Genomic DNA, 23,564 nt, shown 5'->3' with positions numbered 1-23,564 from the left:
CCAACTGAGCTAAGAGACCTTCGTAATTGGATTGCAAATATAGGGCTGTTTTTGAATAATCCAAATAGTTAAAATGAAAAAAATTAAATAAAATTTAATGTTAGGACTTAACTCTTTTCATTTCAAAGAAATAATTTTTCAGATTTTAAAAAGAAATATTCGTCTTTTTCTTTTTCTCTTCAATTTTAACCCCTTTAAACAGGTAAATAATACCAATAAATGAGATAGAAATGGTGATGATAGAGAAAATAAATGCCGCACTTGTTGCTAAAGTTTCATCAAAATTGAATCGATGTGCAGCGTACATAAACACAGCTTCTCTAATCCCAAATCCACTAAACGAGATAATCGATAAGATCCCTGAAACTAAAAAGATCAATAAATATATACTGAAATTCTCTGGATGAATATTTAATCCTTCCAAAACAAAATACAACATACCAACTTGTATCAATTGCAATACAATCGAATAAATCATCGAGTTATAAAATGTACGTCTATGAATAGGGAAAATCATTCCTAAAATAAATGGAACAGCTATAAAACCAACCAAAGAAAGGATTAATGAACCATATTGTACCCAAGGATAATCAGTCAGATTTGAGAAAAATATTAGGAAGATGATGATGAGTAACATTGCACAAAGACCGATAATTTTGTCAAGAAAAACCGCCTGCGAAATTTCTTTCAGACTGATTTTATAGTTTTTATTCAACACATAAACTTTGTATGCATCACCACCAATTCCGCCTGGAACAAAGGTGTTGTAAAACATTCCTAAAAAATATAAACGTGCATTTGATTTGTATGATAAATCGAGGTTAATATCTCTGAAATAATAATCTAATCGGAAAACAGACAAGGCTTGCGAAAGAACATAAAGGATAACAGCAATAAAAATATACGCCCAATTCGCGTTTTTGTAATGACTGAAAATATCAAAAATATGTAGTTTAACAAAGAAGATATAATAGATTAACGCAATACTAATTGTTAATTTAATTCCTGTTATGATATATTTTTTAGTTTTTGGATTCAATTGAAATCTTTTGATAATTAACGCACAAATTTAGAGAATCTTCTAATAACCATTCAAAAAATTATTTATCTACCAATATTTGTCTGATATTATGTAGTTTTGCGATTAAATTAATCGAATCATGCAATCAAAAGTTATTGTAATTACAGGCTCTTCTTCGGGTGTAGGATTGACTTTGGCGAATTATTTTCACGATAAAGGACATCAAGTTTATGGTTTATCAAGAACGGCTAAAGGTCAAGAAAAATTTAAACATATTGCAACAGATGTTTCGGATAAAGATAATGTAAAACGTAGTTTTCAGCAGATTTTTTCGGAAACGAACAATCAAATTGATGTATTGATTAACAATGCAGGAATTGGAATGTTAGGCGCTGTGGAAGATGCTTCGAAAGCTGATATCGAGAAATTATTGGACGTTAATGTGTACGGACCTATTTATACAATGCAAGAAGTTTTGCCTACAATGCGTGCGCAAAAAAACGGTTATATCCTGAATGTTTCTTCGATTGCGAGTAACAATGGTTTACCTTTTAGAGGTTATTATTCAGCTTCTAAAGCGATGATTGATCGTTTGATTGAATCGGCTCGTTTGGAAAATCGTCATACAGGAGTAGAAATTGCTACGTTGAATTTTGGAGATATTAAAACTAATATTGCAGAAGGTCGTGTGAAAACTTTTGTGTCAAAATTTTATCAAAAAAGATATGATGCAATGGTTGCTGATATCGATCACGAAGTGCAAGATGGTACACCAACAGAAGATTTGATTCCGATTATCGAAAATATTTTGGCTCAGAAGAATTTGAAACCGCATTATTATATTGGAAAATCAATGCAGAAATTTTCTGTAACCTTGAAAAATATTTTACCTCAAAAAATGTTCGAAAATATTATTGCAAAATATTCAAAATTAGATTAATCTATGGAAGAAATTATTTGGCATTACAAATCTTTTGATGATTTAACGTCGAAAGAGCTATATAAAATAGTGCAATTACGCAACGAAGTTTTTGTGATAGAGCAAGATTGTATTTATCAAGATTGTGATGATAAGGATTTGGTTTGTGGACATCTTTGGGCAACGATTGGCGATGAGGTTGCGGCATATTCTCGAATTGTACCAAAAGGAATTTCGTATGAAAATGAACCTTCAATTGGTCGTGTAATTTCGAATCAAAAGTTTCGTCGTTATGGATTAGGAAAGCAATTGATGAAAAATTCGGTTCAAGTCATCGAAAATCAATTTAAAACATCTGAAATTAGAATTTCTGCTCAATCTTATTTGAAAGAATTTTATTCTTCTTTTGGTTTTGAGCAAGTTTCAGAAGAATATTTAGAAGACGATATTCCACATATCGAAATGTTGAGAAAATGAAATTCTTAAAATACTTTTTCATTACGTTATTTTCAGCTTTCATTGCATTGGTTTTGGTTGATGTCTATTATTCGAATCAACTCAAAAAAATGGCTTTGTTTAGCGGAGAAGTGCAAGAATGGAATCAAATAAGAGAAGGGAAAACGAATGTTGAATTGGCTATTTTTGGTTCTTCTCGAGCATTTATTCAAATTAATCCGAATATTTTAGAACAAGACTTAAAACTGACAACGCATAATTTTGGGTTGAATGGAAGTAAATTTAAAATGCAATTGTATCGTTTCAATTTGTATTTGAATCATAATCCAAAACCGAAAGTTGTTGTTTGGAATTTAGATACTTTTTCGTTTTCACACATTGATGAAGTTTTTCAGTCAAATCAATATGCGCCATTTATGTTGTGGAATTTTAAACTTTATGATGCATTAAAAGAATATAAAGACACGAAATTGGTTGATTTTATTGTACCGCTTTATCGTTACAGAGATCAGACGTATTGGAAAGATCAAATTGTAAGGGCTAAGAAGGAAAAATTGTATAAAGATGGACTTTTTCGTGATGATGGCTTCAAGTCATATAACCGAAAATGGAATGTTGATTGGGAAAAAATGAAAAAGAAAAACTCCGATTTTGATTTTTCAGATTATGCTTTATTAGAAGAATTAATTGCGAAATGTGAGCAAGAAAATATTCAGTTAGTTTTTACAATTGCACCCGAATTTTATAAAGGTCAAGATTATATGTTGAATCGAGGTGAAGTGATTAATCGTTATCAAACAACGTTACAAAAGCATCATCTTCCTTTATTAGATTATTCGACTGATTCGATTAGTTTTGATCAAAAATACTTTTATAACACAACACACATGAATTACAAAGGTGCGGATGCTTTTACAAAAGAATTAGCAAAAGATTTAAGAAAATATATAAAATAAAAAATCTCGTAAACGATTTGGTTTACGAGATTTTTAGTTATTGTTGAAGCGATTTGTATTCACTTAAAACTTCGTCTTTTGAAAACTCTTTGTTATAAACTTTCAATTCATCGAAGCTAACATTTTCTAATGAAATTTGCTTTAATGGAAACGTCAACGTTTTTACTTTATGAAATGAAATCTCTTTTCCTTTTTTATCTTTGTAAGGCAAAATGATTTCTTCTGTTTCCATTTTTTTAACCAGTTTTCCATTTACATACAAGCTTGTATTTTCTTTATTCCCTGTGATTGTAATAAAATTCCAGTCATTTAAATTCAAATGATCAGTCATCTGATAAGAATAACCATCACGCTTATATCCGACAGAATTTTTATTCAATTCAAAAGTTGCGTTTTTTGATTTGAATAAAACATTTGCATTCTCTGCGTTAGATTTCAACCAAAAAGAAATAGTGTAGCTATTTCCAATCTCTTCTAACGGAAGATTTAATGTTGTTGTGCTATTCAATGAATTGTTAATAATTCCTTTTGCAAAAGAAGAATTATTTGAAGTGACTTTTTCATTGAAAAAACCTGAAATATCTTCTACAGAATTTTCAAACGGAAGATGAATAATTTGGCGAGTTTCTTCTCCAAAATATCCCCTTAAATTAAGTCCTGGAGCTTCTGCAACGTTTATTTTTTTCTGATTAAAATCGAATAAAGCTGGATTATTATCACTTGCAGTCCACATTTTTTCAGCCAAAACTTGTATCGCAGGAAAAGCTCTGTTGTGTACATCTTTTTCAGAAATTCCATTGCCAGCAATATCATTCCAAATCCCAAACATTCCGCCTACAACAGTTGGGTCTCCTTTCTCAAATGTTATATTACCAATATTACGCGGCTCCCAATTGTTATAAATATTGTTGACATTTAGATAATCATTATAATATCCTGCAGCGGGAACAATATATAACCAATCATCTGGTGTAGAAATTTGTTTGTAACCCAATTTTTTCATTTCAACAGGATCTGCATATCCGTTGTACCACATATTTAGTGTGACATTTTTCGAAGTTACAGGAGTTTTTCCTTGCGCATGCGTAAGCGCTCCCCAAGCACGTACATCTTTTCCATTTTTCTGAACAGCTTTTATAAGAAAATCCGTAAATTTTCTGAACGACTCAGCTTCTTTTTTATCATATTCATCTGTTCCAATATGAACTTCTTTTCCTATAAATAAAGGATCTTGTCCTTTTGTGTATTCATCAAAAATTGCTTGTACAACTTCGTAAGTTTTTGGATTAGCTAAATCCAAATGATCTTTTCCATATTTATCACTTCCGATTTCAGGAATTACTTTTGTAATGGACAAAGAATGTGCAGGAACATCGATTTCAGGAATAATTTTAATTCCATATCGAAAAGCTTTTTTCTGTAAATCTCTAAATTCTTGTTTAGTATAATGACCATCTGCTGAAGCTAAACCTGGATATGTTTCATTTTCTAAGCGAAAACCCGAAGGTGTTTTATCCCAATCGAAATCGAAGTATTTGTGAAATGCATTGTCATTTAAATGAATTTGAAAGTTGGAGATTTTATAATAAGACAATATTTCGACGTAATCATTTAAAAAATCAATGGTGAAAAATCTTCGTCCAACATCTAAAAGAAGTCCACGTTCTGAGTAAGTAGGATAATCTCTAATTTCTCCTTTCGGAATACTGTTTTTAGTTTTGGATTGATCTAATAATTGCAAAATTGTACGAGTTGCAAATACATTTCCAGTATAAGTTGGTGCAGAAAACTGAACAAAATCTCCAATTTCCATTGCGTATCCTTCATTTCCTAATGTTGTGTCTTTGTGCTTAGAGATAAAAAAATCTCCTTTTGAAACTTTTTTAGTTGAGGTAATTTCTAATTTGTAACCAAACTGTTTTTGGAGATCTTCTTGTAATAATTTAGCAACTTCCAAATTTTCAGAATTGTTATTTTCAATTACAATTTTTGAAGAAGAAGTTAAATTAAATTCTCCTTTTTCCCCATGCCATTCACGCAAAGAGGGAATTACAAAAGGTTTTGGATTGATTCCTGCGTTTGTATATTTTCCGTTTATTTTTAAATTTTTTACAGGGATTTCTGTTGTGGCTTTATCTGATTTTCGAGTTATTTTGAATAATAAATTAATTGATTTAGAAATTAAAGGTTGATTTATTTTTCCATTCAAATCAATTATTGTTTGATTGTCAGAGCCAATTAATTCAAAATTATACTTGTTCTGTTTCGGTAAAGAAAGGGTTTTACCATCAATTTTTATATTTGATTGAAGTTGAGATTGTAATTGAACAACTTCGATGCTATCAATTTTTGTTTGTGCGAAGATGATTTGATGAGATGAAAAAAGTAGGAGAGTAAGTGAGAGTTTTTTTGAAATTGTAATAAAATGATTCATTTTTAATTTATTAAATAATCTACGATAGACCATTGTTGTGTTAATTATTTAATAAAAATAGGAATCTATTTTGAATATAGCTTAAATCTTTTGCAGTTCTTTTTCTTTTTTCTGTGTTAAATAAACGCCTGATAAAATCATTCCGAATCCAAATAAATGGATCCATGAGATTTTTTCACCGACTAAAAATCCCCAAAAAACAGAAACTACGGGCATTAAATAAGTCACCATTGAGGCGAACATCGAACCTGTAGATTGTATCAATCGGTAAAACAATATCATCGCTAAAGCTGTTCCTAAGAGTCCTAAAATAGCGACAAAACCTAAACTTTTTAATTGTTGTTCTGTTCCTTCGAATACATCAAAAAATCCTGAAATAATCAAAATAAAAACTGAAGGTAATAACCAAATTGTAAACAAAGCTGATGATAATTGAAATGAAGGAACGTCGTTTAAATAGCGTGTTAAGATTAAACTGTTTAGACCGTAAAGAGCAGTTGCTAATACAATTAATAAACAATGTAAAAGACTATTTTCCCCAGAAAAACCATCGCCACCAATTAATAAAACAGCTCCGATAAATCCAATTATTGCTCCTAAAACTTGATTTTTAGTTCCTTTAATATTGAAAAATAAAGCACCAAAAAGTAAAATAAATAATGGGACTAAAGAATCTAAAATTCCAGCCATTGAACTAGAAACATGTGTTTGCGCCATTGGAAATAAAAACATTGGAATGAAATTTCCGCAGAAACCAGCCAATGCGACATATTTTAATTTGTTTTTCGGAATTTTAAATAGACTTGGAATTCCCCAAATAGCCAAAATTCCTCCTGCAATTGTTAGTCGTAATGCTCCAACTTGATACGGCGTGTACGCGACCAATCCTTGCTTGATGAGAATAAACGAGCTTCCCCAAGTTAGCGCCAAAACGCCAAGGATGATCCAATGTTTTAGTTCGATTTTCATTTTTCTAAGTTTGCGCAAAGATGCACATTTCAGATGATTTTATTGAGCTGTTATTTACAAAAACAATCTGTTGTATGATCATTTACCATTCCGGTCGCCTGCATATGCGCATAAATAGTGGTTGAACCAAAGAATTTGAAGCCAAGTTTTTTCAAATCTTTTGCAATTTGATCTGAAATTTCGGTTGTGGCAGGAACTTCTTTTATCGAATTCCAATTGTTGATAATTGGTTTGTTATCAACGTATTTCCAGATGAAATCGGAGAAAGAACCGAATTCTTTCTGAATTTCTATAAATAATTTTGCATTATTAATTGCTGCCGAAATTTTTCCTCGATGACGAATAATTCCTTCATTTTGTACCAATTCATCAATTTTAGTTTCATCAAATTTGGCTACTTTTTCTACATCAAAATCAGCAAAGGCTTTTCTAAAATTTTCTCGCTTTTTAAGAATTGTAAACCAACTTAATCCTGCTTGAAAAGATTCGAGAATCAAAAATTCGAATAAAATTTTGTCATCTTTTACAGGTTTTCCCCATTCGTTATCGTGATAATCGATGTAATCTTGGTCTTTATTTACCCAAGCGCAACGTGTTTTTTCCATGGTTTTTTATTGTAATTTCTAAATATTTTTATAAGCCTCTTCAACCGAATAAACGGGTAATTGACACGTATAGTTTTCGCATATATGAATAGATGTTTTATTTTCGATGAATCGATTTTGAGTGATTTCTAAATTTTCAGTTTTTGAAGCAACAAAAATTGCATTCGGAACATAACATTGTTGAATTTTCTTCGAGAATTCTAATGCATTTTCGCCAACGATTACAATTTCTTTGAATGGATAAGCGAAATTTAGATACAACTGAATCCAATTTGCAAAACCAGTTGGATAATCGTGAATTTTTTCTTCGATATTGGTTAACATTTGTTTCGCTTGTTCAATGTATTTTTCTTGATTGAGAATCTTCCCTAATTTGAACAAATTATTTGCCATAACAGAATTTGAAGATGAAATAACATTGTCATAAATCTCAAATGTTTCATTAACCAAAGGCGTGTCATAATGCGATTTGTACGCAAACATTTTATTCTTGTGATTATAAAATTGATTGAAAACTTCTTCTGTTAAGGTTTGAGCAGTTTCTAAATAGTGCATTTCAGAAGTAATTTCATAAAGCTTGATTAATGCTTCAATTATTAACGCATAATCATCCAAAAATCCTGGAATTGTTGTTTGATTATCCTTATAATTTCTGAACAAGATTTCACCATTCCATTGATTTTCTAAAATAAAATTGGTTGCATTTTTTGCTAAATCAAGATATTCATCATTTTCAAACGTAATAAATGCGTCGCACAAACCTTTTATGGTTAAAGCATTCCAAGAAGTTAAAACTTTTTCGTCGCGATGAGGTTTTATACGTTGTTTACGAATTGGATTAAGAATTTTTTTCCATTCATTAACTTTGGTTTGAAGTTCTGTTGTTGTGATATTCTGTTTCGATGCAAAATCTTCGTCATCTGTCAATCGCATCAAAATATTATTACCATGTTCCCATTCTCCAAATTCATCAACATTATAATAGTGTTGAAATAAGTTGAAATCATCTTTCAATATTGTTTTCAATTCATCCGATTTCCAAACATAATATTTTCCTTCTTCGCCTTCAGAGTCGGCATCAATAGCAGAATAAAAAACATTTTCAGTCGAAAGCATTTCATCTTTCAACCAATTAATCGTTTCTTCGACAACTGTTTTATATTCCTTTTCTTCATAAATTTTATATGCATTCGAATAAAGCGAAAGTAATTGTCCGTTATCGTAAAGCATTTTTTCGAAATGTGGAACTTTCCAATACGGATCAACAGAATAGCGAGAAAAACCACCTTTTAGTTGATCGTAAATTCCACCAAAAGCCATTCTATCTAATGTAATTTTGGTTTGAATTAAACAATTTTCATTCTTCGTTTGTATGCCATATCGTAAAATAGCTTCCCAAGCATTTGGTAACATAAATTTCGGTGCACGATTAAATCCGCCCCATTCATCATCAAATTGTTGTTGCCAAAATTCAAATGTTTCATCAATTTTATGTGTTGAAAAAGTTGAAGAAGATTTCAATTCGATTGTTTCCATTTTATTCAGACCATCCGCAATAGAGTTGACATATTCCATTGTTTTAGTTTGATTGTGATGGTATAAATGATTGATGTTTTCTAATAATTCAATCCATTGAACTTTCGGGAAATATGTTCCGCCATAAAAAGGACGACCATCAGGTAAGGCAAAAACATTCAGCGGCCAACCACCAGATTGATGAATTAATTGCGAGACATTCATGTACAAAGCGTCTAAATCAGGACGTTCTTCACGATCAATTTTAATGCAAACAAAATTCTCATTCATCACTTTTGCAACTTCATCGTCTTCAAAAGACTGATGTTCCATCACATGACACCAGTGACAAGCAGAATATCCAATTGAAATAAGCAAAGGTTTGTTGACTTTTTTTGCATGATTCAAAACTTCGTCACTCCAACTTTGCCACCAAACAGGATTGTTTTCGTGTTGTTTCAAATACGGACTTGTCGCTGATTTTAGATTATTTTGTTGAAAATTCATGATTCTTGTTTAGAAATTTAAAGTTCGTACAATTTTTGTGGATGAAAAATTATATTTTCGATAAAAATTAAAACACATGAACATTTACGAATACATTTCTATTGGCGCATATATGGCTCTGATGATTGGAATCGGGATTTATTCCTACCGAAAATCAACAAGTAATTCCGAAGATTTTTTGATTGGAGGAAGGAAGATGGGAGCGGCTGTAACGGCGCTTTCTGCTGGTGCTGCTGATATGAGTGGTTGGTTGTTGATGGGCGTTCCAGGAGCAATGTATTTTACAGGTTTGTCGAGTGCTTGGATTGCAATTGGATTGACAACAGGATGTTTTTTGAACTATATTTTTGTCGCACCGCGATTACGAATTTATACAGAAATCGCTCAAAATTCGATTACTTTACCCGTATTTTTTGAAAATCGTTTCAAAGATAAATCACGTTTATTGCGAATTGTTTCTTCAATATTAATCTTAGTATTTTTTACATTATACACTTCTGCAGGAATGGTTTCTGGAGGTAAATTATTTGAATCAGCTTTTGGATTAGATTATATGACAGGACTTTGGATGACAAGTTTTGTAGTTGTATTATACACTTTTTTAGGAGGTTTTTTAGCGGTAAGTTTAACTGATTTCGTACAAGGAACGATTATGGTTTTGGCTTTGGTTATTGTTCCAATAGTAGCAATTTCTGAAATTGGTGGAGTAGGAGAAACATTTTCATTGATTAATGATAAAGGTGATAAGTATTTAGATTTATTCAAAGGAACTACAACGGTTAGTATTTTGTCGTTGATGGCTTGGGGCTTGGGATATTGTGGACAACCGCATATTTTAGTACGTTTTATGGCGATTGGTAATCCGAAAGATTTAGCGAAAGCAAGAAATATTGGGATTACTTGGATGATTTTTACAGTTGGTGGAGCTCTTTTAGTTGGTTTAGTTGGAATCGCATATTTAATGAAATATGACCAAACAACAATGTTGACATTCGATAATTCTAAAACAGAAGCTGAGACCATTTTCATTTACTTTTCACGTGTTTTGTTTCATCCATTGGTTGGAGGTTTCTTATTATCAGCAATTTTAGCAGCAGTAATGAGTACTATTTCTTCACAATTATTAGTAACATCAAGTTCGTTAACAGAAGATATTTACAAAGCATTTTTGAACAAAAAAGCAACATCAAAACAGTTATTAACAGCAAGTCGTTTATCGGTTTTAATTGTAGCAGTTATCGCGGTTTTATTATCCTTAACGCCAAAAGATTCTATTCTAAATCTAGTTGGAAACGCTTGGGCAGGATTTGGATCGGCATTTGGACCAGTGATTGTTTTTTCACTTTTTTGGAAAAAAACTTCTTGGCAAGGAGCTTTAGCGGGAATGTTAACAGGTGGAATTGTTGTCTTATCATGGGTTTATGCAAATCATGATTACAAAGATTGGTATGAAATGATTCCAGGGTTTATTTCTTCGGTTATTGCAATTTATGTCGTTTCGTTATTGACTCAAAAACCGAATCAAGAGATTGATGAAGAATTTGAGGAAATGAAAGCTGTTTTGAAAGAAAATTAATTAATCCAATAATAATAAAAAATAGGTAGGCATTTGTCTACCTTTTTTATTGCTGAAAATTATGAATTTATTATTCAGAATTTTAATCTCAAGACTTCAACAATTGTTGATAAGTTTCACTTATAGAGAATAAGGTCAAAAGAGAGATTTGTTTGTATATTTGTAAAGTTTGATTAAAAAAATAGTCAAAATTAAATCAATTTATACGAAAAGATGAACGATATTATTCAATTACTGCCAGATCATGTAGCCAATCAAATTGCCGCAGGAGAAGTTGTACAACGACCAGCTTCTGTCATAAAAGAATTGATTGAAAATGCGGTGGATTCTGGTGCAACTTCTATTCAGGTGATTGTAAAAGATGCTGGAAGAAGCTTGATTCAAGTGATTGACAATGGTTCGGGAATGAGTGTGACAGATGTTCGAATGGCTTTTGAACGTCACGCGACTTCAAAAATCAGAAAGACAGAGGATATTTATAATATTCATACAAAAGGTTTTCGTGGAGAGGCTTTGGCATCGATTGCTGCAGTTGCGCAAGTAGAAACGAAAACGCGTCGAGAAGATGATGAGGTTGGTTCGCAATTGGTGATTGAAGGCGGAGAAGTTCGCAACCAAGATCCTGTTGTTTGTCCAGTCGGAACGTCTATTTCGGTCAAAAATCTTTTCTATAATGTACCTGCTCGTCGCAATTTCTTAAAATCAAATCAAGTTGAATTTCGTCATATTCAAGATGAGTTTCAACGTGTTTCGATGGCGCACGAAAACATTAGTTTCTTTTTACATCACAATGATGCAGAGGTTTATCATCTGAAAGCTGGGAATTTGAAACAACGAATCGCTCAAATTTTTGGAAAGAAATTAAGTTCTCAAATTATTTCGGTTGAAGAAGATACAGAAATTGTAAAAGTAAAAGGTTTTGTTGGAAAACCAGATGCAGCAAAAAAATCGCGTGGCGAGCAATTTTTCTTTGTGAATAATCGCTTTATTCGTAGCGGATATTTGCATAATGCAATCGTAGACGCTTTCGAGAGTTTGTTGCCAACGGGATATAGTCCTTCTTACTTTTTGTATCTAGAAATTGATCCGTCAAAAATTGATATTAATATTCATCCAACCAAAACAGAAATCAAATTTGAGGATGAAGCGTTGATTTTCACGATTCTTAGAGCGGCTGTAAAACACGCTTTGGGACAATTTAATGTAATTCCTTCGTTAGATTTTGAACAAGATCCGAACTGGGCTTTTATTCCGTCTGCGACAGAAGATACAGAAATTAAAATGCCTGAAATTACGGTAGATTCTAGTTTTAATCCTTTTGAGCATCAACAAACAAGAGCGCCAAAACCGTCTGATATTCGTGCGAATATGGATTTTTATAAAGATGCAGTTGAGTTAGAAATCGAAAATAATCATGCGCATCAATTATTTGAATCTGAAGATTTTCATGATAGTTTTGAAGTGATTCAATGGATGAATCAATATTTGGTTGTGGAATATCGTGGAGAATTGTTAATTATAGATCAACATCGTGCACATCAAAAAATATTGTTCGAAAAATTTATACATTCAAATAATGGAAGTGCTTTGGTACAACAAATGCTTTTCCCGATAGAGTTGGAACTTTCGCCAAATGATCGTCAGAAATTAATTAATGTAGAACATCAATTGTTGAGTTTTGGTTTTGATATTTCGTTGGATGAAGAAGCGATACAAATTAATGCAATCCCTGTTGATGTGCAACAAGAGGATGTTGTGTCTGTTTTTATGGATTTTATCGAGGAATTAGAATACCAAGAATCAATTGAATTAGAAAATACGTTTGCAAAAATTTTAGCAAAAAATGCGGCTGTTAAAAAAGGAGTTTCATTAAAATCTGAACAAATGCAAACTTTGGTCGAAGAATTGCTAAGACTACCAAATCCGAATTATACGCCATACGGACGCCCAATTTTTGTGCAGATGAATACGGCTGATATCAAAAAAACATTACAATAAACGAATGAGACAATCTATACCACCGATTACAAAGAATTTACTTATTATAAACGGTTTGTTCTTTCTAGCGACTTTTGTTTTTAGTACAAAAGGAATCGATTTGAGAGTGATTTTAGGTGCTTTTTATCCAGAATCTCCCAACTTCAAATTTTGGCAAATTTTGACGCATATGTTTATGCATGCCGATTTTTCGCATATTTTGTTTAATATGTTCGCATTGTGGATGTTTGGTTCTGTAGTTGAACAAACTTTTGGACCAAAAAAATTCTTGATACTTTATTTATTAGCTGGTTTTGGTGGTTTTATATTGTTTAATGCAGTTAATTACTTTCAAATAGAGCAGTTAAAAGAAGCAGTTCAGGCGCAAGGAATAGGTTTTAGTCAAATTTATGAAGCTGCAAAATTGAATATGCAAGGAGGATATCATACAAATTCAATTATTCAAAGTAACCAAGCTGCGTCAGAACTTTTGACAAATTATGTAACACCAATGGTTGGTGCTTCTGGAGCTATTTATGGTTTATTGTTAGCATTCGCGGTTTTATATCCAGATGAAAAATTAATGTTAATCTTTTTTCCAGTGCCGATAAAAGCGAAATATTTTATTCCAATTATGGTATTAATTGAGTTTTATATGGGATATCAAAACATCGGAAATGTAGCACATTTTGCGCATTTAGGAGGTGGATTGATTGGTTTCTTGTTGACAAGACATTGGAAAAAGAATTTATATAGATGGAATTAGGAATGGCAAATAATATCTTAGACGATTTAAAATTAAAATATTCATCAGGAAATAGCGCAACAAAATTAATTTACGTTAACGTTGTGGTGTTTTTTACATTGTTAATTGTTGATTTTGTTCTTCGAACGGTAGTAAATTCTACGATTACAACAACTGGTTTGTTTGCTTTGTCATCTTTCGATGATTTGATTGTGAGACCTTGGCAAATCCTAACATATTCTTGGTTACATGGCAATCTTTTTCATTTGATAATGAATATGGTTTTGTTGTATTTCGTTGGGCAAATGTTTTTGCAACAATTTCAGAACCGAAATTTAGTTACATTCTATATTTTTGGAGGAATCGCTGGTGGAATTTTCTTTTTATTGTTTCAGAATATATTCAATTATTCACATTTATTAGTTGGTGCTTCGGCAGCGGTTTATGCGGTGTTTTTTGCAATGATTTCTTATAATCCGAAAATGCCCGTTCGTTTGTTGTTGATTCCAACTTCATTTCCATTGTTGTATGTTGGTTATGTATTTATCGCATTCGATGTGTATAATATTATTGCCAATCAAAATGCGGGCGGAAGTATTTCTCATTTGGGAGGTGCTATTTTTGGTTATCTTTATATGAAACAATTTGAGAGAGGAAATGATTTTTTAGGTAACTTTATTTTCAAAATAGAACAGTTATTTAAGAAAAAAGAGAAATCAACTTTCAAAACATATAAAAATACTTCTTCAACTTCTTCGCGATCAAATGTTCCGAAAGATGATTACGATTTTAATCATCAAAAAGTTGAAAAACAAAAGAAAATTGATGTAATTTTAGATAAGATTTCTCGTTCAGGTTACGAGAGTTTGTCTAAAGAAGAAAAAGACTTTCTGTTTAGAGAAGGTAGATAAAATGAGTATAATCAGTAAGTTTAAACTAAATTATTTCAATCGTTTAGTACTAACAATTAATATCGTTTTTTTGTTGGTGGCTTATTGTGTCTATTTAAATAAAGTTTTTACGCCTACAGAAATTCCATATTTTAATTTCATTTCGATCGGTTTTCCAATATTATTTGCATTCGGAGCAATGTTTTTACTGTATTGGTTGTTGTTTAGCTGGCGACACTTTTTGTTAATTTTAATTCTTTCAGCCGGATTATTTTATCCTATTTATCTTTCATATCCAATTGTACAATTCAATAAAGTTGAAGATAAAAAAGCTGATTTATCTGTATTGACATATAATGTACATGGTTTTAAAGAAGAAGGAACAAAAGAGCTTTTGATTAAGAATAAAGCTGATATTATGTTGCTTCAAGAAGCGTATGAAGGTCAGCAGAAAAGTCTAAAAAATAAAGAATTTAAGAATTATTATTCAGAATTTTATGGTTTATTGACAATTTATAGTAAATATCCTATTATTCAAACCAAAAAAATAACGCCTGATGATAATGATGAATTGAATGGTCTTGCCGCATATGCGGATATCGATTTAGGGAATGATACGATTCGTGTAATTAATGTTTATCTTGAACCAATGTATATTGATAAAGCGATGGTAAAAGAAATTATTCAATCTGATGATTCGAGAAATGCAGAAATTTCTAGTCGAAAAGTTGAATTGAAATTGGTGCAAGGTATGCAAAAACATCAAAAACAGTTAGAAGCAATTATTCCGTATATCACATCTTCGCGCTATCCAGTTATTTTGGGAACGGATCTTAATTCGACTCCAGTTTCTTACGAATATGAGAAGTTGAAAAAATATCTTCACGACTCTTATATAGAAGTTGGAAAAGGAAATGCGACAACTTTTCACGGATTTAAATTCCCAATTAGAATTGATTATTTGTTTCATTCTAAAGAGTTTAACTCTGTTGAGGCACATGTTATTCGAAAAAAATTCTCTGATCATTATCCAGTAGCTGTAAAATATAAAATTTCAGAATAATTTTTTCTTATATTTATTCAATAATCAATCAAAATGAATCAGAAAGAAAGCTTTATTCAAGAGATACAAAGTCGTTATTCTTATAAAAACGATAAAATAATTTTAGGCAAAGCCAAGCTAGATGGCGAAATTGTAGAAGAAGCTGAAATCTCAGTAGCATTAAAAACAATGAATCGCCACGGATTGATTGGCGGAGCAACTGGTACAGGGAAAACAAAATCTTTGCAGATTATCGCCGAGCAACTTTCTCTGAAAGGTGTTCCAACATTATTGATGGATATTAAAGGAGATTTATCTGGAATTGGAGCTGCAGCAAATTCGGAAGATAAAAATGCCCAAGAAAGAATGGAATCGCTTAATTTACCTTTTGATCCGCAAGCTTCTCCTGTTGAATTTTTATCTATTTCTGATGAGCCTGGAGCAAGACTTCGTGCGACTGTAAGTGATTTTGGACCAATTTTATTCAGTAAAATTTTAGAACTGAATGAAACACAAGAAAGCATTATTTCAATTATATTCAAATATTGTCAAGATCGTAATTTACCTTTGATTGATTTGGAGGATATTCGACGTGTTTTGCAATATGTGACAGATTCTGATGAAGGAAAGTCTGAATTAAATTCGAATTATGGAACAATTGCGCCAACTTCATTGGGAGCTATTTTGCGTAAAATTGTTGCATTAGAACAACAAGGAGCAACAAAGTTTTTTGGAGAACCAAGTTTTGATGTTCAAGATTTATTGAAAACGAAAGACGGAAAAGGAATTGTAAATATTATTCGTTTAATTGATATTCAAAATCAGCCAAATTTATTTTCAACTTTTATGTTGAGTTTATTGAATAAAATTTATTCTCAATTCCCTGAATCTGGAGATTCTGATAAACCGAAATTGGTGATTTTTATTGATGAAGCACATTTGATTTTTAAAGAAGCTACAAAAGCTTTATTGAATCAAATTGAAACAATGGTAAAATTAATTCGATCAAAAGGTGTGGGTTTATATTTTGTAACGCAAGTTCCTGGTGATGTTCCTGATGCGGTTTTGAGTCAATTAGGGCTTAAAGTTCAACACGCATTAAGAGGTTTTACAGCCAAAGATCGTAAAGAAATTACAAAAGCGATAGAAAATTATCCGACAACAACCTATTATAAAGCGGATGAGGTCATCACTCAATTAGGAATTGGAGAGGCTTTTGTGACGGCTTTAGATGAAAAAGGTATTCCAACTCCTTTGGCGTATACGTATATGCGAGCGCCGAATTCGAGAATGGATATTTTGACTTCAAATGAAATCGATACGATTACCTCAAATTCAGATTTAGTGACTAAATATGCAACAGATATTGATCGTGAATCTGCAAATGAAATTTTATCGAAAAAATTAGAACAACAAAAAAATATAGAGAAACCTGCTGCTAAAGCAACTTCAATAAGAAGTGTTCCTAAAGAAAAAGATTGGACAGATAATCCTGTTGTGCGTGATGTAAGTCGTACTGCAACTCGAAAATTGATGGATTTTGGAATGAAAATGTTAACTAATTTTTTAAAAGGAAAAAAATAAGCACGTGTACGCGATTTTAGATATAGAAGCGACTGGCGGAAAAGTAGGAGAAGAGTCAATCATAGAGATTGCAGTGTATAAATATGATGGAAAAGAAATTGTCGATCAGTTTATATCATTAGTCAATCCTGAAAAAAAGATTGACCAATATGTACAAAGATTAACGCATATTTCGGATAAGATGGTGCTGACAGCTCCTAAATTTCACGAAGTAGCAAAACGTATAGTTGAGATTACAGACGATTGTATTTTAGTTGGACATAATGTAATGTTTGATTATAGAATGTTAAAACAAGAATTCGATCGTTTGGGGTATAATTACGAAAAAGAATGGATTGATACGTTCGAATATAGCGAAAAATTAATTCCAGGATTACCTTCATATTCTTTGGGGAAATTATGCGAATCGCTTGGAATTGTAGTCACAGATAGACATAGAGCTTCTGGAGATGCAAGAGCGACAATTTCTTTATTCAAATTATTGTTAGATAAAGATTCGGAGAAAATAATTACGAAGAAAACAGGTTTGAAACAACCTAAAAAAGCACATTCTAAATATCAGAAACTTCTTGAAGGTTTACCTAATTCTATCGGGGTTTATTATTTATATAATAGTCGAAAACAACTTATTTATATTAGTCGAAGCAATAATATTGCGCGATCTATTAATCAAATTTTTACATCAAAAACTCTAAAAGCAAATAAACTTAAGCGTTATACTCGTTCTATAAAATTCGAAGAAACCGGTAGTGGTTTTCTTGCTGCAATTAAAGAAAATAATGAGATTTTGAATAATCAACCAATGTATAACGTAAAGTTGGTTGAAAATAAAGTTTATCCTTTTGGATTGTATTATTTGGAGTCTAAACGTGGTTATTCGAGATTAGAAATAGGGAAAGTTAGAAAGACACAACCTGTTTTGAAATTTAAAACTAAAGAACGTGCAAAAGAGGTTTTAGAGAAAATTGTTCATGATTATAATCTTTGTCAACAAGTAAATGCGGGAATTAAATCTGATGAATCTTGTTTCCAGTATAAAGTAAATAAATGCAATGGAGCTTGTGTAAAAGAGGAATCTAAAGAAGTTTATAATGAGCGAATTCAAAGTTTTATTAAAACAACAGAATATCCTTCCGAAACTTTTTTGATTATTGATAAAGGACGAAAAGGAATTGAAAAATCATTTTATTTAGTTGAGAATGGAGAATTTAAAGGATATGGTTATTACGAATATCATCATCAAATAAAAACGCTAGAGAAGATTCATAATATCTTAATTCCGATTAAAGAAACGGAAGAAATAAAAAATATGCTCAAATACTTTTTGTATAAAGTTTCTTCTAATTCTAATCAAATCGTTATCATTGAATAATTAATTCAATTAATATTCTTTAAAAGAAGAAAATATAAATAGAAAATAATAAAAAAGCTCAGTTAATATTAACTGAGCTTTTTTTGTATGATTAAATTTTAGACTATTTAATTTCTTTGAAAATTACACGTCTGTTTTCTAAGTTTTTCCAAGCAGGACAGTTTGTAACAGGATTACATTCTGGCCATTTTAAGTCAGATTTACCTTTTCCTACAGACGACAATTTAGTTGTGTCAACACCTTTGTTAGCTAAGTAACGAACAACAGAAGCAGCACGTCTTTCAGATAATTTTTGGTTATAATCAACACCACCAGCAGCATCTGTATGACCTTCCACTACGAATTTGAAATCTGGATTTGCTAACAATACCTCAGAAGCATGATTTAATTTTTCATAAGATTGTTCTCTAATGCGATCAGAGTTGTAATCGAACTCAATTCCTTCTAAATAAGCATTAATAGTTGTCGCAACATCTTCACCAGAAATTCTAATTACTTTTTCAGGACAACCACCATTTGTTGGAGGTCCAGGAATTGTAGGACATTTATCTTCACTATCAGGAATACCGTCTCCGTCAGAATCTAAAGAACATCCTGATCCATCGACACGAATTCCTTCTGGAGTCCCAAGACATTTATCCCATTGATCACAAACACCATCACGATCTTCGTCAATACATTCGAAAGGAGTTTGTTCTACAGGAGCTTTGTATGCTATAGGAGAAACCCATTGTAATGCATCTTTATGTTTACCAATTTTATAATGTAATCCTAAAGATAATGTAAACATATTATCATCACGACCTTCTTCAACATCTGCTGCTGTCCAATATCCAATTTCTGGTTTTCCTGATCCATCAAATTCTTCGTCACCAGACATTACGTACATTCCACGTAATTCAAGATCTAATTTGTCACTTAATTTATAACGTAAACCAGCTCCTACTTGACCATAAACAGATTTGTCAGATAATTTTTGATCAGTAACTAAACCGTAATCATTACCTGATCCATAAAAATGTTGTCTATAAGCTTTAAAGCCTAATATACCAAAACCTCCATATAAATGCATAGCCCATTTAAATTCAGTTTTATTATCTACTCTTCTTAATAGATTAGATGCGTTAATATCAGCTAAAACAGAAATTCCATTATATTTTGTTTTTCCATGAGCTTTTCCTTGATAAGCATTTCCCCAAGGGGTATTGTCATATATGGTTCCTTTTTGTCTCGTTTGTCCTAATTGATATTGTAAGCTTAGACCAAAAGCATGAGAGATTTGTTTATTGACTTGAAATTGAAAATCATATCCAGGAGTAAAGTATCCTCCGCCCATCCAAGATACTAAGTCTGTATTTTGTAATGCGTTCAATCCTCCAAAAGCAGAAATAGACCAATCATTAAATTCTTTTTTACTGTTGTTGAATGGTTTTTCATCGTACTTGGTCTGTGCACTAGCACAAGCCGCAGCACCTAAGATTAATAAAGATAAAAGTTTTTTCATAGGTTAGAATTATTTTTATAACTAATATAAAGCATATCTTAATATAATTTTACAAAACTAATGAATTAATAGTTAATATCTTAATAAAAATATAAACTTTTGATAAAATCTCTAGAATAGTTCTGAGGATGAGGAATTTTTAAGTAATTACAATTGATTAAAAGTTTATTATAGAATAATATATCAATATCTATTAAGCGATCAACGTAACTTTCATTTTCTTTGGGTTTAGAATAGATTCTACCCATTTTTTGTTCGATATCTTTAATTTTTTTCAAAACCTCAAATGGAGAATAACTTGTATTGATTTCTATTTTCTGATTTAAGAATAAATGCTCTGTAGTAAATCCTTCAGCTTTATTTTCAAGAATATTTGATTCTTTTTTTATTTCACCTACCTCTTTGTTTATGAGGTTTTTAGCGATTTCTAAATTATTTTTTTTGTCACCTAAGTTTGTACCGAGTAACAAAATGACTATATTTTGCGACATATAGAGCAAAAGTAATAATAAATTAAAAATGAAAAACTTTTTCGGGAGAGTATTCTCAACAATCATAGGAAATCTATTAACGATTAGTGTATTTGTCATACTACTTTTCGTGTTGATATTTGTTTCAGCATTATCTGCTCCAACAAAAAGTGTAAAAGACGGTTCTGTTTTAGAAATTTCGTTAGAAGATCCAATTATGGAAAGTGATATGGATCGTTCCGTTTCTATTTTTGATATGTCAGAAAGTCCAAATGTTTTTTTACAAGATATTATTCATTCAATTGAAGAAGCGAAGAATGATGATAAAATAAAAGGAATTAGTTTGAAATTGGATAAATTTTCTGGTGGAGCTACGCAAGCGACTGATATTCGTAATGCACTAGAAGATTTTAAGAAATCTGGAAAATTTGTGTATTCATATTCTAATTCAGGAAGTCAGCTGTCATATTATATAAGTAGTGTGTCTGATAAAATTTATCAAAATCCTTTGGGAGGAACTTTATTACAAGGTTTAAGTTCTAATATTATGTTCTTCAAGAATGCAGGAGATAAATATGGTGTAGATTTTCAGGTGATTCGTCATGGACAATTTAAGAGTGCTGTAGAGCCTTATATGAGAACAAATATGTCTGATGAGAATCGATTACAATTATCAGAATTATTGAATGATGTTTGGGGTAATGTTTCAAATTCGATTACAAAATCGCGTAAAATTTCTCCTGAACAATTCACTACAGTAACAGATAGTTTGTATGCTTTCATTCCAGAAACAGGAAAAGAAAACAAGATTTATGATGTATTGGCGCAAGAAAATGAATATCAAAAAATGTTATTCACAAAACTTGGTCTGAAAGAAGAAAAATCAAAAACTGATTTTGAAGTTCTTGAAAAACATACCATAAAAGTAGAAGATTATTTCGAAACCTTATCAGATAAATCTGAAAAAGATAAAATTGCAGTCTTATATGCATCTGGAACAATTACAGAAGGAGATGGTTTTGATGGTATTCAATCGAAGACTTATGTGGATGCGATTCGCAAAATCAGTCAAAACGATAAAATCAAAGCTTTAGTTTTACGTGTAAATTCTCCTGGAGGTAGCGCAAATGCATCAGAAGAAATTTTATATGAATTGATGCAATTGAAAACAAAAATGCCAATCGTAGTTTCTTTTGGTGATGTTGCAGCATCTGGTGGATATTACATTGCACAAGCTTCTGACAAAATTTATGCGCAACCAAATACAATTACTGGTTCGATTGGAGTTTTTGGAATGATCCCAAATGCGCAAAAATTATTCAATAATTTCGGATTAGATTTTGATGAAGTAAAAACGAATGCAAATGCAGATCAGTTAAAATCTTTGACAACACCATTATCACCAACAGCAAAAAATACGATGCAAAAATCAATCGTATTGATTTATGGGAAATTCGTAAATCACGTTGCAACAAATAGAAAATTAACATACGAGCAAGTTGATAAAATAGGAGAAGGACGTGTTTGGTCTGGAACTCGTGCAAAACAAATTGGTCTAGTAGATGATTTTGGAAGTTTAGATACAGCGATAAAAGAAGCCGCTAAATTGGCTAAAATTGAAAAATATTCAACAGAAAATTATCCAAAAAGAAAAGATTCTTTTGAAGAATTTATGGATAATTTTCAAGGAAAAAATACTGAGGCAGCAATTGCAAAAGAATTAGGTTCGGACGGAATCCGAATTTACAAAGAAATAAAGATGATGAATGAGCAAAAAGGTGTTCAAGTTAGGCTACCTTACGATATTCAAATTCAATAAAAATCATAAAAAAGGGTTAAAATATTTTTAACCCTTTTTTATTGTTAAAATCTTACTATTTTAGTAAAAATATTTAGATGATTAAAAAATTAAATTCTCTTTTATAATCATCTAAATTTATTATACTTTTGTACATTCATTTTTAATAATACTGAGACATAATCAACGATGGGATTATTTGATTTTTTCACGCAAGAAATTGCGATTGACTTGGGGACTGCTAACACTTTAATTATCCACAATAATAAAGTTGTAGTAGATAGTCCATCTATCGTCGCTATACATAGAAGAACAAATAAAGTTATTGCTGTTGGAGAACAAGCAAAACACATGCAAGGTAAAACGCATGATGATATAAAAACAATTCGTCCTTTGAAAGACGGAGTAATTGCAGATTTTGAAGCTTCAGAATTCATGTTGACAGAGTTCATCAAGAAAATTCCTGGAATTCAAGGGAAATTATTTTCACCCTCATTACGAATGGTGATTTGTATTCCTTCTGGAATTACAGAAGTTGAAAAACGTGCCGTAAAAGATTCTTGTGCACGTGTTAATGCTAAAGATGTTCGCCTTATTTACGAACCAATGGCTGCTGCGATAGGAGTTGGAATTGATATCACTCAACCTAAGGGTAACATGATTATTGATATAGGTGGTGGTACAACTGAAATTGCTGTTGTTGCATTAGGTGGTATTGTTTGTGACAAATCTGTGAAAATTGCAGGTGATGTTTTTACAAATGATATTGCATATTATTTAAGAACTCATCATAATTTATATATCGGAGAAAGAACTGCCGAACGTGTTAAAATTGAAGTTGGAGCTGCTGTAGAAGAATTAGAGCACGCGCCAGATGATATGCCAGTACAAGGACGTGATTTGATTACAGGAAAACCAAAAGAGATTACTGTAAACTACCGCGAAATTGCACGTGCATTAGATAAATCAATTTTACGCATCGAAGATGGTGTAATGGAAACGTTATCTCAAACACCTCCAGAATTAGCTGCTGATATCTACAACACTGGTATCTATATGGCTGGTGGTGGAGCTATGTTGAGAGGTTTAGATCAACGTATTTCTAAAAAAACAGGTTTACCAGTTTTCTTGGCTGATGATCCTTTACGTGCTGTTGTTCGTGGAACAGGTATTGCACTTAAAAATATTGATAAATTCACTTTCTTAATGAAATAGAAGAGTAAA

The 23,564-nt window shown here is 31.4% G+C and carries 19 protein-coding genes; 12 read left to right on the top strand and 7 right to left on the bottom strand.

The annotated features are described in order from the left end of the window. Positions 1-145: 145 nt before the first annotated feature. Entirely contained in the window at positions 146-1,039 is an 894-nt protein-coding gene (locus B4A23_RS08175; protein WP_286511447.1) for a lysylphosphatidylglycerol synthase transmembrane domain-containing protein, read from the bottom strand. A 121-nt stretch (positions 1,040-1,160) separates the two neighbouring features. On the opposite strand from B4A23_RS08175, the gene B4A23_RS08170 reads away from it, so the two are divergent. From B4A23_RS08170 to B4A23_RS08160, 3 genes are read left to right on the top strand one after another with little or no spacing between them, the layout of a single operon-like run. Then, on the top strand, positions 1,161-1,961 hold the full coding sequence (locus B4A23_RS08170) for an SDR family NAD(P)-dependent oxidoreductase (RefSeq protein WP_291118803.1): 801 nt from the start codon (positions 1,161-1,163) through the stop codon (positions 1,959-1,961). 3 nt (positions 1,962-1,964) lie between these two features. Further along, positions 1,965-2,417 carry a GNAT family N-acetyltransferase gene (locus B4A23_RS08165; protein ID WP_038331925.1) on the top strand — a complete coding sequence of 151 codons (453 nt, stop codon included), beginning with the start codon at positions 1,965-1,967 and terminating at the stop codon, positions 2,415-2,417. Beyond that, on the top strand, positions 2,414-3,352 hold the full coding sequence (locus tag B4A23_RS08160) for a hypothetical protein (RefSeq protein ID WP_291118798.1): 939 nt from the start codon (positions 2,414-2,416) through the stop codon (positions 3,350-3,352). Before B4A23_RS08165 ends, B4A23_RS08160 begins: the two co-directional genes overlap by 4 nt. Positions 3,353-3,389: 37 nt before the next feature. Here B4A23_RS08160 and B4A23_RS08155 read toward each other — a convergent pair whose 3' ends face one another. From B4A23_RS08155 to B4A23_RS08140, 4 genes are all read right to left on the bottom strand, one after another. Then, positions 3,390-5,786, bottom strand: a complete 2,397-nt coding sequence (locus B4A23_RS08155) for a family 20 glycosylhydrolase (RefSeq protein WP_291118795.1) — start codon at positions 5,784-5,786, stop codon at positions 3,390-3,392. An 81-nt stretch (positions 5,787-5,867) separates the two neighbouring features. Next, entirely contained in the window at positions 5,868-6,755 is an 888-nt protein-coding gene (locus B4A23_RS08150) for a DMT family transporter (protein WP_291118792.1), read from the bottom strand. Between the two features lie 50 nt (positions 6,756-6,805). Continuing rightward, on the bottom strand, positions 6,806-7,360 hold the full coding sequence (locus B4A23_RS08145) for a DNA-3-methyladenine glycosylase I (RefSeq protein ID WP_291118789.1): 555 nt from the start codon (positions 7,358-7,360) through the stop codon (positions 6,806-6,808). Between the two features lie 18 nt (positions 7,361-7,378). Continuing rightward, positions 7,379-9,382, bottom strand: a complete 2,004-nt coding sequence (locus B4A23_RS08140) for a thioredoxin domain-containing protein (protein ID WP_291118786.1) — start codon at positions 9,380-9,382, stop codon at positions 7,379-7,381. Positions 9,383-9,458: 76 nt separating this feature from the next. Here B4A23_RS08140 and putP point away from each other — a divergent pair, with 76 nt between their 5' ends. From putP to B4A23_RS08105, 7 genes are all read left to right on the top strand, one after another. Continuing rightward, the gene (gene putP / locus B4A23_RS08135) at positions 9,459-10,958 is read left to right on the top strand and encodes a sodium/proline symporter PutP (protein WP_291118783.1); all 1,500 of its coding nucleotides are present in this window, start codon (positions 9,459-9,461) and stop codon (positions 10,956-10,958) included. A gap of 213 nt (positions 10,959-11,171) precedes the next feature. Continuing rightward, positions 11,172-12,956, top strand: coding sequence for a DNA mismatch repair endonuclease MutL (gene mutL / locus B4A23_RS08130; protein WP_038331948.1), 1,785 nt, complete (start codon positions 11,172-11,174; stop codon positions 12,954-12,956). 4 nt (positions 12,957-12,960) lie between these two features. Then, positions 12,961-13,701 (top strand): rhomboid family intramembrane serine protease, encoded by a 741-nt coding sequence (locus B4A23_RS08125; RefSeq protein WP_291118780.1) that lies wholly within the window; start codon positions 12,961-12,963, stop codon positions 13,699-13,701. After that, complete coding sequence (locus B4A23_RS08120) at positions 13,692-14,591, top strand: rhomboid family intramembrane serine protease (RefSeq protein ID WP_291118777.1); 900 nt, start codon at positions 13,692-13,694, stop codon at positions 14,589-14,591. The genes B4A23_RS08125 and B4A23_RS08120 overlap by 10 nt, the downstream gene beginning before the upstream one ends. Before the next feature lies 1 nt (position 14,592). Beyond that, positions 14,593-15,633, top strand: a complete 1,041-nt coding sequence (locus tag B4A23_RS08115; RefSeq protein ID WP_291118774.1) for an endonuclease/exonuclease/phosphatase family protein — start codon at positions 14,593-14,595, stop codon at positions 15,631-15,633. Between the two features lie 33 nt (positions 15,634-15,666). Beyond that, positions 15,667-17,196: a helicase HerA-like domain-containing protein gene (locus B4A23_RS08110; RefSeq protein ID WP_291118771.1), complete on the top strand. Its 1,530-nt coding sequence runs from the start codon at positions 15,667-15,669 to the stop codon at positions 17,194-17,196. Between the two features lie 4 nt (positions 17,197-17,200). Then, positions 17,201-18,568 (top strand): exonuclease domain-containing protein, encoded by a 1,368-nt coding sequence (locus B4A23_RS08105; protein WP_180905012.1) that lies wholly within the window; start codon positions 17,201-17,203, stop codon positions 18,566-18,568. Between the two features lie 103 nt (positions 18,569-18,671). Here the strand turns inward: B4A23_RS08105 and B4A23_RS08100 are convergent, their stop codons facing one another. Together B4A23_RS08100 and folK are read right to left on the bottom strand one after the other, a co-directional pair. Next, positions 18,672-20,072: an OmpA family protein gene (locus B4A23_RS08100; RefSeq protein WP_291118769.1), complete on the bottom strand. Its 1,401-nt coding sequence runs from the start codon at positions 20,070-20,072 to the stop codon at positions 18,672-18,674. An 80-nt stretch (positions 20,073-20,152) separates the two neighbouring features. Beyond that, positions 20,153-20,563: a 2-amino-4-hydroxy-6-hydroxymethyldihydropteridine diphosphokinase gene (folK, locus tag B4A23_RS08095; RefSeq protein ID WP_291118767.1), complete on the bottom strand. Its 411-nt coding sequence runs from the start codon at positions 20,561-20,563 to the stop codon at positions 20,153-20,155. A gap of 28 nt (positions 20,564-20,591) precedes the next feature. Here folK and sppA point away from each other — a divergent pair, with 28 nt between their 5' ends. After that, a complete protein-coding gene (gene sppA, locus B4A23_RS08090; protein ID WP_291118765.1) occupies positions 20,592-22,361 on the top strand; it encodes a signal peptide peptidase SppA in 1,770 nt (589 codons plus the stop codon). Between the two features lie 168 nt (positions 22,362-22,529). Further along, positions 22,530-23,555 carry a rod shape-determining protein gene (locus B4A23_RS08085; RefSeq protein WP_038331974.1) on the top strand — a complete coding sequence of 342 codons (1,026 nt, stop codon included), beginning with the start codon at positions 22,530-22,532 and terminating at the stop codon, positions 23,553-23,555. The last annotated feature ends 9 nt before the right edge of the window (positions 23,556-23,564 follow it).

The sequence above is a fragment of the Empedobacter sp. UBA7248 genome (genome assembly GCF_002472945.1).
Classification (GTDB): domain Bacteria; phylum Bacteroidota; class Bacteroidia; order Flavobacteriales; family Weeksellaceae; genus Empedobacter; species Empedobacter falsenii_C.
This window is presented reverse-complemented; position numbering and strand designations above follow the sequence as displayed.